General features: G+C 35.0%; 10 protein-coding genes. 2 read left to right on the top strand and 8 right to left on the bottom strand.

From position 1 onward, the window contains the following. Positions 1-379 precede the first annotated feature (379 nt). From KG732_RS06245 to KG732_RS06225, 5 genes are all read right to left on the bottom strand, one after another. On the bottom strand, positions 380-1,687 hold the full coding sequence (locus tag KG732_RS06245) for a DUF5906 domain-containing protein (protein ID WP_213521594.1): 1,308 nt from the start codon (positions 1,685-1,687) through the stop codon (positions 380-382). Further along, a complete protein-coding gene (locus KG732_RS06240; protein ID WP_213521593.1) occupies positions 1,684-2,019 on the bottom strand; it encodes a hypothetical protein in 336 nt (111 codons plus the stop codon). The genes KG732_RS06245 and KG732_RS06240 overlap by 4 nt, the downstream gene beginning before the upstream one ends. Then, positions 2,019-2,336: a helix-turn-helix domain-containing protein gene (locus KG732_RS06235; RefSeq protein ID WP_213521592.1), complete on the bottom strand. Its 318-nt coding sequence runs from the start codon at positions 2,334-2,336 to the stop codon at positions 2,019-2,021. The genes KG732_RS06240 and KG732_RS06235 overlap by 1 nt, the downstream gene beginning before the upstream one ends. 162 nt (positions 2,337-2,498) lie before the next feature. Next, positions 2,499-3,473 (bottom strand): hypothetical protein, encoded by a 975-nt coding sequence (locus KG732_RS06230; protein ID WP_213521591.1) that lies wholly within the window; start codon positions 3,471-3,473, stop codon positions 2,499-2,501. A gap of 36 nt (positions 3,474-3,509) precedes the next feature. Continuing rightward, positions 3,510-4,742 (bottom strand): tyrosine-type recombinase/integrase, encoded by a 1,233-nt coding sequence (locus KG732_RS06225; protein WP_213521590.1) that lies wholly within the window; start codon positions 4,740-4,742, stop codon positions 3,510-3,512. Positions 4,743-5,374: 632 nt separating this feature from the next. Here KG732_RS06225 and KG732_RS06220 point away from each other — a divergent pair. Together KG732_RS06220 and KG732_RS06215 are read left to right on the top strand one after the other, a co-directional pair. Beyond that, positions 5,375-5,662, top strand: a complete 288-nt coding sequence (locus KG732_RS06220) for a helix-turn-helix transcriptional regulator (protein ID WP_213521589.1) — start codon at positions 5,375-5,377, stop codon at positions 5,660-5,662. Between the two features lie 5 nt (positions 5,663-5,667). After that, entirely contained in the window at positions 5,668-6,918 is a 1,251-nt protein-coding gene (locus KG732_RS06215; RefSeq protein WP_213521588.1) for a type II toxin-antitoxin system HipA family toxin, read from the top strand. Between the two features lie 394 nt (positions 6,919-7,312). Here KG732_RS06215 and KG732_RS06210 read toward each other — a convergent pair whose 3' ends face one another. The 3 genes from KG732_RS06210 to KG732_RS06200 form a co-directional block, all read right to left on the bottom strand. After that, entirely contained in the window at positions 7,313-8,782 is a 1,470-nt protein-coding gene (locus KG732_RS06210) for a restriction endonuclease subunit S (RefSeq protein WP_213521587.1), read from the bottom strand. Continuing rightward, positions 8,775-10,397 (bottom strand): N-6 DNA methylase, encoded by a 1,623-nt coding sequence (locus tag KG732_RS06205; protein WP_213521586.1) that lies wholly within the window; start codon positions 10,395-10,397, stop codon positions 8,775-8,777. The genes KG732_RS06210 and KG732_RS06205 overlap by 8 nt, the downstream gene beginning before the upstream one ends. Positions 10,398-10,564: 167 nt before the next feature. Beyond that, positions 10,565-10,912: a GIY-YIG nuclease family protein gene (locus KG732_RS06200; protein ID WP_213521585.1), complete on the bottom strand. Its 348-nt coding sequence runs from the start codon at positions 10,910-10,912 to the stop codon at positions 10,565-10,567. Positions 10,913-11,001: the final 89 nt, after the last annotated feature.

Below are 11,001 nucleotides of genomic sequence, written 5' to 3'. Positions count from 1 at the left end.
TGTTTATGAGCTTTTATAACTAACCACGTCTTGTATAGTATGTCAAAAACCTTAGGTTATTGTATTACAACCTGAGGTTATATTGTTTTGAGCATAGTTTAAGAGAAAAAAAGGTCTTTAACCTGAGGTTAAATCTGAGGTTGGATTACTAGTTTTATTAGTTTTCTCACTAATACAATAATGAGTGTATGGTAACCAATGTTTGCAACCTGTGATTGGGAGCAATATATTATCATAGTGTTGTTGATGTGTTGACAATGATGTTGAATAACTATTTAGGCTAGTATTCGTAGGTAGTTGAGTGATCAACAATTATATCAACGCAAAATTCTCCAGTTGATATATCTGAAGAATAATTTATGCTTAATGTGATGCTTTTTCAACCTGTGTCGTCCATCTGTTGAATGTCTGTTGACTGGTTTATACAAGTAGGAATAGGGTTTTTATTAATTGTCAACACATCAACAATATAATCTGCTCTTGCAAAAGTGAAGAATCTACCCTTTGATTTCTCAGTTGCTGTAAAAGTTTGATCTACAACACTGATATGATGGTATTTTGAATAACTACTATTCCTAGCTTTCAACTCAAACTCTTTCCTAAGAATTTCACTTACTCTAGAACTAGTTACTTCTCGATAACCATTATAGATTAAGATGTCCACAATATCTTTAGCAGAGTATTGTAGTTCATCTACCTCATACATTTCAAACAATTCTGTAATAATAAAGTGAATCTCGTCATAGAGCGTACTTCTAGAGCCTTTAATTAATACTTCTAACGCCTTAGTATGTAATTGCTCTTTTGTAAACCACATTCTAGTTACTTTAGGATTTACAATTTTTCTAGTACTTAAAAAATGAGTGAAAGCAGGAAGTTCTTGTTTTAATTCCTCTAACATATTAGGGTTGCCGTAATTATTACGATTGCCATTTTCCTTTGACTTAACTACATTTTCTGAGATACTAAGGGGTTTTACCTTTCTTACCCAAAATCTCATTTCTTGATCATCAGTTTTTATAAAACCTTCTTCATCGTTAGCATTTAAGATTAGTTTACCGAAGTACATTTTTTCGTTTTTATCCTTTCCTTTAGCTTCTGACTTAATAGATTTTGCTGTTGCTAGTTGCTTTAGTTTTTCTGTATGATGTTTACCGTTGAGCATCACTTCATCAATAGCTATAATCAATTTATTTGCCCAATCTGAATTGAATCTACTATCAAAATCTGCATTAGAATTGATAGTCATATTCTTTTCAAATATGAGTTTCATCCAGTTTAAAAAAGTAGTTTTACCAGTTCCTTTCTCTTTACTCACCAGTGCTAAAACAGGTAAAGTCTGAGCAGGATAACGCCATAAAATTGTAAGGTAATCCAAAGCAAGAATATAATGTCCTTCAAAAATGTGCTTGAGGAACATTTCAGTTTTCTCATGAATGCCCTCGGCTTTTTTATGGCTAAGTTTTTCATATTCGTTGTAAAACGAATCAATCACCTCTTTATAATTATCATGAGAAGGAATTAAACAAAATCCATCATACTTAGGAATTTTCTTTAAAAATTCCTTTCCGTGATCTAACTCTAGTTCTGATCTACTCCAGTTTATGAGTTTTTCTAATTTATCACCGCTGTGCATAGGTTCAACTACTTTTTTATGGTATCGTGTGCCGATTCTTAGATACTTCATTCTAATATATATATTTTAAAGGTATACCTAAAGCAGAGAATCCCATTGGAGTCTTTTTGTTCTATACGTTCTCCTAGTATCCGATATTTTGGTGAGTGATTAGCATCTCTTTCAATAGCTTCATCAATAGTATTTTTTACTTGATTCCAATCCTGTATATTTTGTATACGCAGATGATCTCGCAGGTAACAAAATTCGTTTTTCATTTTTTCAAAACAAACCTCTAATGCTCTTTCGTTTTTAACATACAATGGTACTTTGGCAATGTATACACCTAATTGTTCCATACGATAGAAAATACCATCATATAGGTTGTTGCGCTCATGTCCCATTATCTTTGGTATTTTAAAGATTTCACTTCAGATAATGCTTTGTCAATGGACGCTGTGTCTATAAGAATGCGATTGCCTACTTTGTGAGCCAGAATAATCCCCCGCTTAATGTAGTTTCTTACTGTTAAGGTGCTAACTTTTAATCGCTTGGCAGCTTCATGTACGGTGGTGTGAGGTTCTTTAGAATCTATTGATTCTTTTTGAGAATAATACTCAACAGTAGCATCGTATGCACCCTTATAGGATGCGGATACGATCAAGTCTGTCATACTTGTTTCTAAGTTTATATCTTGTTTTTTCATGGTGGCAATTTCCAACCACAAAGCGATTTTTGAATTATGAAACTTATGTGAAATTCATAAGTGATAGATACTTATCATAATGACAATCAGTACTTTAAAACTTTATTTATATGACAACTATATGATTAGCGAATTTCAATATTATCTAGGATACTAATTCATCATTATCTAATAATATCAAGTGGTATTTATTAGATTACTTAGCTGTTTTCTTTTAGTAAAATCATAGTATTTACCATCAGCTTTTTTCCAAATGAAAACATTTTCAATAAAGTCTATATAATTATAATCATGATTAAAATGAATTTTGAAATCACTAAATATCATTCCTACAACTTTATTGGGGACATTGAGATGAGTAGAATCTAAATGAATTTTTTGATTTATTGGAATATTTTCAGAGTTTGCCGTTAGCAAAATCAAGAATTTATCAAACTCTATATCAATCAAACTATTCTTGTCAAACGCCTTATATAATTCTTGAACACTATCTTTAAAGTTATTTATATATGGACTGTTATCTTTATAACCCCTAGAAACGCCTTTAGTAAGTAATCTAACATGTAAATTGTTCATCATATCAGATAAGTTTATCCCCAACTCTTTAATCTTATCGCTGTTAATGTTATTTAAATCAAACAATAATCTAGTTAGCGGTTCCCAATCTGGATGTCTCTCTTGATTTAATTGATTCATTTCAGCCTCTGAATCATCATTGATTATAAAAGAATAAAAAAAATGTTTTTCATAATAGAGTTCTAAATCTATAAAAAACTCATCTAAATTAACCGCCTCACCATAATTTATGTGCCAATTAATAAGATATTTTTTTAAGTCCGAAATCAAGTTGCTCAATTCTGTCCCATAAGGCATTAAAATGTGACTATGCATTCCGATTCCTAATTGCTCCTTTAGTCTGAGAGCTTCAGAATAATCATTCAATAGTAATTCAACAAAAGAATTAGCTAACTGTATATTATTTACGTCAAGTTCTTTAAAATCATCAATAAAATCTTCTGTTCTTTTTTCAAATCTCTTTTCTGTATTTGCTAGTAAACCTTTCACTCTATCTTCAAAATTATCAAAATAATTAGGATATGTAGAAGCTAAGAGTTTTATACTTTCAGTGTAATAATCTAATATATATTGCATGCTTGATTGTTTAATTTTAATTAAAATAAAAGAGCTTTAAAAACTAATATCAAAAACAGCATCCACCGCTTCTTTCTTTTCATCACTATCTACTTGATAATAGGAGTTCAATGTTTTCATATCTTTATGACCAGTTATTTTAGAGATCAACTTATCACTTTTACCTTCTCGTTTCATCATGGTTATAAAAGTTCTACGAGCCGTATGGCTACTTACTCTTTTATGGAACGACATCCCTTCTCTTAACACTTCCTTTCCTCTAGTGGTTATCTTCTGCACTTGGTGAGTAAATCCTGCTTCTTCAAACACATCTTTTATATATACATTGTGCTTTTGATTTGCGATCATGGGTAAATGATAATCGTATTTTTCTAGGATATGTAAAGCTACTTTACCAAGAGGAATGGTACGCATTTCCTTTTCAGAACCTTTCTCTTCTTTTAAATGAAAAGTAGTACCTATTATATTTTGCTTTGAAATAAATTTCAACTCTCCGAATCGCATTCCAGTTACCGCAGCAAATACGAATATGTCACGAGTACGTTCTAAAGATTTCAGTTTGAACTTATGACTCATTAATTTCCCTAACTCTTCCTTATCAAGTACCACTTGATTGGTTATAACTCTTTCTTTCTTCTTAAACTTTTTAAACTCGTCATTATAAGTGTACTTCTTATCAAGTGACCAAAAAAGAAATGTCTTTACTAAACCTAAATTACGAGCATAGGTATTATTGATATGCTTCAAATCACCCATACAATAATCGGTGAACTTGCTGTGAAACTTATTATTGATACTTGCAAAACTTAGCTTGTATTTTTTATCTTTTTCAAAATTCTTGAGCATTCTTTTGATATTCTCATACCGTGTGATCGTCGCAGCAGACCAATCTTGATTCATTTTCTTTTCTGTCACAAATTCATCATAAATACCGAAGAAATCTTTAGATCCTGATTCTACTTTTTTGAACTCTTTTTGAAAGAATGATTTCAAACTATTGCTAGTAAAATCCTCTTTAGTCAACTTATGTCGTTCTTCTGCTTTCATAAAAGCCTCAGAATAACGATTCAGTTGCATCCTTAATGAATTTGCCCCTGGAAACTTAGCACGGGCATTTGGTCCCTTAGATTCCTTATTCCAGTATTTAGATAAGATGGTTTCACCAGTAGAGTAAACGAACTTTTTCTTTTCGTTTTTAAAGTAGCAAGAAAATAGAATTAGAGATCCAGAATCTGAACTAGGCGATTTGAGATAAAAAGTATGCGTCAAAACATTAATTATTTAAGTACGCAAAGTAAATCATTGAACCTAGATAACAGTATTCTAGTTGACAATTTAGTTGACAATTTTACTTTTACTAGCTATTATTTGAAGAAAAATGCCATGATAAAAAAAACCTAACTATCTGTTTAAATGGCTAATATATAACTTACTAGCATAAAGCGGTGGTAAATTGTTCGATTCTCTCCGACTCCACTTTAAAAAAACCACCAGCTAGCGCTCGGTGGTTTTTTTTTGTGCAGGTCGGGAGAATCACGGCCAGCGCTGCAACTCGCACATTGCTCTCGCAATGTCGTTCTCCGACTCCACTTTAAAAAAACCACCTGCTTCGGCTAGGTGGTTTTTTTATGCAGTCGGGAGAATCACGGCCAGCGCAACAACTCGCACATTGTTCTCGCAGTCGTTCTCCGACTCCACAACTTAAATTAAACCTCTTTAGATCAATGATTTAAAGAGGTTTTTTACTTTTCTTCAAAATTCATCAAAGAGTTGTCACTTATAGAGTTATAGGTTCGAACTTTTTATAGTTACACAATTAAAAACATAAGTCTTTTATATTTTTACAAGAATGACGCTTATTAAATACATTAATACTATATTTGTTGCAAATAAGCGACTTAATGAACTCTAAGAAAACAATACTTCTTCCTAAATATCAAAAGATGTTTGAGCAAATAGGTGAGAACATCAAACTTGCTAGAAAACGTAGAAAGCTTACTACACAACAAGTATCGGAACGTGCTGGGATTCACAGAGCTACACTTTATCGGATTGAAAAAGGCGATCCTGCCGTTTCCATAGGTTTATATTTTAATGTTTTTAGAGTCCTTAACCTTCAAGATGACTTTTTAAAATTAGCTAGTGACGACGAGTTCGGCAGAAAACTACAAGATCTTGATTTACTATAGAAACTATGGGAACGGGCAAATTTGACATATATGTGTATGCAGACTGGATAGGACTAGATGCTCCTTCTTTAGTTGGAGTTTTATCAGCTCATTTTGCCAAAAGTAAAAAGGCGTTCAGTTTTGAATACGATCGCGAGTGGCTTAAAAGTAAATCGCAACACTTACTCGATCCAGATCTTGATTTTTTCTCTGGCGCTCAATACCCAACAAATAAAGAGAATTTCGGTATTTTTCTAGACAGCATGCCAGACACTTGGGGAAAAACCTTAATGAAACGCAGAGCAGCTCAAGATGCTAGAGCTAAAGGTGAAAAAGCTAAAACACTTTATGAAATAGATTATTTATTAGGCGTTTATGATCAGAGTAGAATGGGTGCTTTACGTTTTAAAACTGATTTGAACGGACCTTTTATCAATAATGATGAGCACAGTCCTACTCCACCATGGTCCTCTTTAGGTGATTTACAAGAAGCCGTGAATCAATTAGAAAACGACGACCATAATGAAACCATTAGAAAATGGATTGCTGTTCTTATTGCCCCTGGTTCTTCATTAGGTGGCGCAAGACCTAAGGCTAATGTATTAGACAATGATAAAAACCTATGGATTGCAAAATTCCCATCTAAAACAGATACCATTGATAAAGCTGCATGGGAATATCTAGCTTATAAATTAGCTTTGAATGCTGGTATAAATATGGCAGAATCTAAGATTGAAAAAATCAGTGGAGCTTACCATACCTTTTTAACACGCAGGTTTGACAGAGAAAATAGTAAAAGGATTCATTTCGCATCTGCCATGACGATGACAGGTAATAGCGAAGATAGCATTAAAGGAACAACTCCTAGTTATTTAGAAATAGTGGAATTTATTGAAAATTATGGAGTAAATATAGAAACAAATCTGCACCAACTATGGCGACGTATCATTTTCAATATCGCTATATCAAATACAGATGATCATTTACGTAATCATGGTTTTATTTTAACAGACGAAGGTTGGATTCTGTCGCCAGCATACGATTTAAATCCTTCTATTGAAAAGAATGGCTTATCCCTTAATATAGACATGGATGATAATGCATTGGACTTTGGACTGGCAAAAAGTGTAGGTTCTTATTTCCGCATACGCGAAAGCGAAATGAAAACCATCATTCAGGAAGTTTCACAAGCAGTCAAAGGTTGGAAAACCATTGCAAAAAAAATAGGAATTAAAAATGCTGAAATAGAATTAATGTCTGGAGCTTTTAGGTATTGAAAATCTCACATCCCGATACTAACTGATTTTGAAATAATTAATGAAATATCCTCACTCAAAAAGTTCGAACTCTTTCGCTCCAACCCACTTTAAAAAAACCACCAGCTAAGGCTCGGCGGTTTTTATTGTGCAGTCGGGAGAATCACGGCCAGCGCTACATCTCGCACATTGCTCTCGCAATGTCGTTCTCCGACTCCATTTTAATAAACCTTAATTCATTAAATACATATTAGTTAGGGTTTTTTTATGCTTTAAATTGTACGATTAATGTACGGTAACTTGAAAAAAGGTTGATCAGTCAACTTCATACCCTTGTAAGTATTAATAAAAAAAGATTGTTTTTAAGGCTGCATTTGGTGCATTATGCTAAATCAATATATAGTCACCCCTTTTCTTAGGACAGTTCCCCAGCAACCCTACCCAAACCACCATCCACAAGACCTGCATCATTCGAGTTCGAGTTCAAATTCGAGTTCACTTGATCCTGATTAACATCGGGACTCCCTACGGTCGCCTGCCCATTCATTAACATAGGCAACAACCAGTCGCGCAACTCCGTGAGCTTTTGGTTTTGTTTTGCATTCACTACAATTTGTTCATGTAACGGATCAGCTAATTTCTTAAACTTATTTACAATTACTTGTGGAGGAATTGAAAGCTGGAGTCCAAAAAGCTCAGATTTAGTAATTGATCCGAATGTGGTCCCAGTTGCATTACTCCGGTCAAATACTTGTTTAAAATATTCCATTTGACTCCAAAGAAAAGAATTAGATCCTGATTTTTCATTTAGAGCAGCGAGCCCACGCCCTATGCAACAACTTTCCGTTGCTTGGTTTAAAGTACCGACAGGCGCCCTTACAGATAATAATATATCATTTTCCGAAGCCATGCGAGATGGCTCAGTTGTATACTTTCTAACTGTTGGAAATCTTGAACCAAAATCTGTTGAGCCTTGATAAAAAACTGTTCCTAATCCTTCCTCATTATAAGAACTTCCCGCAGGCGATTGACCCATTGTTATATTGGCGATATCCGATAGCACTCCACTTTCCCACCCATCAGGAATCTCACGCTTCAATTCCTCATTATAAACCATTTTACCGCCAGCCGATTTATAGCCTTTAACCGCTGTCATGTCGAGCGCAGTTGAGACAGGTTCTTTGTTCTCGAATTCTAAATCGTTCTCGCTTCTCGACTCCGCTCGAAGTGACGCGCTCGAACTGACACTTGATGTGGCGCTCGAACTGACATTTTCGGTTGTCATGTCGAGCGCAGTCGAGACAGGGAAATCAAATTGTACAAACCAATAATCGTACAGCGTTTTTGCCATAGATTCTAACTGCTGGTTGATCTGGTTGTTGAGTTCTATTTTAGCATCGAGATCGGAAAGGACTTTGGCGATTTGTTTTTGGGTTTTAATTTCTGGAAGCCAAATCTTTATTTGCTTTAAAACATTAAATGTTATTTGAGGAAATGAACCTATTCTATTTTCTGCCTTTCGTTGTAGGTAATTTACGGTTGACTCAGCTGTAAGGAATTGATATAGATAATCGTTATCTAACAACTCTGATTTATTTCTCAAAACCATGAGCTTAGTTGAAACGACATAGTCTTCGGGATTTTCCAATTCTTTAACGTAAGCGTATCGCCTATTCTTAGGTCGAATCTCACTGTAAAGAATATCGCCGTTTTTGATAGTCTTTTTTGCTTGCCCTTTTAAGTCTTTAACCTTAGAATAATGATTGATTAAAATTTTTCCTTCTGAAACATCTGATGTGTTTAAAAAAACTAATTCCTCTTTGTCAAATTTGTGAGTCTTAGAAATAGAATCAATTAACTCTCCTAGTTGAACGTAATCATTCATAACGCACACCTTTCAAATTCGACTGAATCTCTTTTTCCAGCTCTTTAGACTCGACAAAAAGGCTTTCTAGATTGGTTTCAAAGTCATTCATTTTGGTGGCGAACTCATCAGCAGTGATGTCTACGTATTCTATTTTTACTTCAAAGTATTGTCCTGCGCTTAGGCTGTAATTTTTGGCAGCGATTTCTTCATAAGAAACGACTACAGAAAAATCATCTATAGCTTTCTTATCAGTAAATGTCTGTATGACTTGATCTTCTTCTTCTGGGCTCAACACCGTTTTTTGGTTTTTACCTTCTTTCACCATCGTTCCTAGATTGCTGGCATCCAGAAGCACCACATCTTTGTCATTGTTTTTATCTATAAATAGGATGCTCACATTTGTTCCTGTAGTAGCAAAAATATTGCTGGGCATGCTCACCACGCCTGCGAGCATTTTATCTTCTACTAGTTTTTCTCTAATGCGTTTTTCAATACCTGATTGTGCGGTAATGAATCCTGTCGGTACTACGATAGCGGCTTTTCCCTTTCGCGAAAGCGAAAACATAATATGCTGTATAAATAAAGGATAGATCGCCATTTTGTCCTTGGCTTTTTTAGGCACATTAGGCAATCCTGCAAAAAAGCGGTCCTTGTTGGTAGAGGCGCCTAACTTCTCTAAATCATCACTAAAATCCAGTTTAAAAGGTGGATTAGACACGATATAGTCAAATTTGCGCAGCTGTTGTCCCTCTTTATGGTAAGGATCTGTCATGGTGTTGCCCTGTATCACGTTCCCTATACTGTGTACCAGACCGTTTAACACCAGGTTGAGTCGCAACAGGTTAGATGACTTTTGAGATATGTCTTGTGAATACACGGTACAGTTCTCAGGACCTATGGCATGTGCCAGATTCATCAATAAGGTTCCTGATCCTGCACTAGGGTCAAAAATAGAAACGCTTTGATCGCCTTGTGGTGAGAGAATGGTTGCCATTATCTTAGACACCGCATGAGGTGTATAATACTCGGCATACTTACCCCCACTATCACTGTTATAATCTTTAATCAGGTATTCAAATATGGTAGAGAAAAAGTCAAAACCTTGATTCATGATATTCTCAAAGTTGAACTCTACCAGTTTGTTGATGATCGCTTTCGCGAAAGCGTCACGTTTACTAGCAACGTACTTCTCTACCACCCCCTCAAAGAGTTGAAGTTTCTGTCCATCTTCTGTACTTACGGCAAACAGTGCATTGTTGCTTGCGGCAATATCGATTAAGGTATCGTCAAAACGTTTGGCAAAATCTGCCTCATTCTGCTGATTGAATAGAAAACCTAAGGTTTGGTCAGTTCTTAAAAAAGCCGCATTCACATTGAGTTTAATGCTCAACATCTGGTATTCTTTTTCAGGAATGGCTTCTAGCGCTTCTTGAAAGTTTTCAGCTTCTGCCAATTCTGGTCGCATTTTTTTTACTTCATGCGAGAACTTATCGTTTAAAAACTTATATAAAAAAGATTGCAATATGATATTGAACTCCCCAGCGGTATTCCCTAATCCTGCTCCAGCACATACGGCCTTAAGCGAGTCTATGAGTTCTTTGGTTTGTTGTTTAAAGTTAGTGTCTTGGGTCAATTTGTTTGTTGTTAGTTGTTGTTATTTAATGTTCTCGACTGCGAATCGTTCTCGACTGCGAATCGTTCTCGACTGCGCATCGTTCTCGACTGCGCATCGTTCTCGACTGCGCATCGTTCTCGACTGCGCATCGTTCTCGACTGCGCTCGAACTGACATTAGAATTTTTTATGTCACATCGAGCGCAGTCGAGATGTCGTCATCAGTTGGTTGATATTTACTATGCGTCATATTTCTACACTCTGATAAAATTTGTATCATATCATAATCTCCATTTGCTAAGGCTCTTTTCTTTGCTGCACTCCATTTTTTAATTTTCTTTTCAAAGTATATACAATGTCTTACATCTGTAAATCGCTCTTTGTAAATCAACTTTAAAGGTCGCCTTTTAAAAGTAAATGCTCGTGGGTTTTTACCTGATTCATGTTCTTCAAAGCGTCTTTTCAAATCATTAGTAATACCAGTATATAGCAAGTCATCTGCACATTCTAGGATATATAAGTGATAGTACTTCATTTTTTAGTTTCATTTGTCAAGTCGAGCGCAGCGATCACTGTCATGTCGAGCGCAGTCATCACTGTCATGTCGAGCGCAGTCATCACTGT

This window comes from Nonlabens sp. (genome assembly GCF_018401815.1).
Taxonomy (GTDB): domain Bacteria; phylum Bacteroidota; class Bacteroidia; order Flavobacteriales; family Flavobacteriaceae; genus Nonlabens.
Note: the sequence above shows the minus strand (reverse complement) of the source record. Positions and strands in the feature narration are given on the sequence as shown.

Bases quoted from the DNA above. Each gene is read 5' to 3' on its own strand.
- KG732_RS06245 (WP_213521594.1), bottom strand. From the start codon at position 1,687: ATGAAGTATCTAAGAATCGGCACACGATACCATAAAAAAGTAGTTGAA.
- KG732_RS06240 (WP_213521593.1), bottom strand. From the start codon at position 2,019: ATGGGACATGAGCGCAACAACCTATATGATGGTATTTTCTATCGTATG.
- KG732_RS06230 (WP_213521591.1), bottom strand. From the start codon at position 3,473: ATGCAATATATATTAGATTATTACACTGAAAGTATAAAACTCTTAGCT.
- KG732_RS06220 (WP_213521589.1), top strand. From the start codon at position 5,375: ATGAACTCTAAGAAAACAATACTTCTTCCTAAATATCAAAAGATGTTT.
- KG732_RS06215 (WP_213521588.1), top strand. From the start codon at position 5,668: ATGGGAACGGGCAAATTTGACATATATGTGTATGCAGACTGGATAGGA.
- KG732_RS06210 (WP_213521587.1), bottom strand. From the start codon at position 8,782: ATGAATGATTACGTTCAACTAGGAGAGTTAATTGATTCTATTTCTAAG.
- KG732_RS06200 (WP_213521585.1), bottom strand. From the start codon at position 10,912: ATGAAGTACTATCACTTATATATCCTAGAATGTGCAGATGACTTGCTA.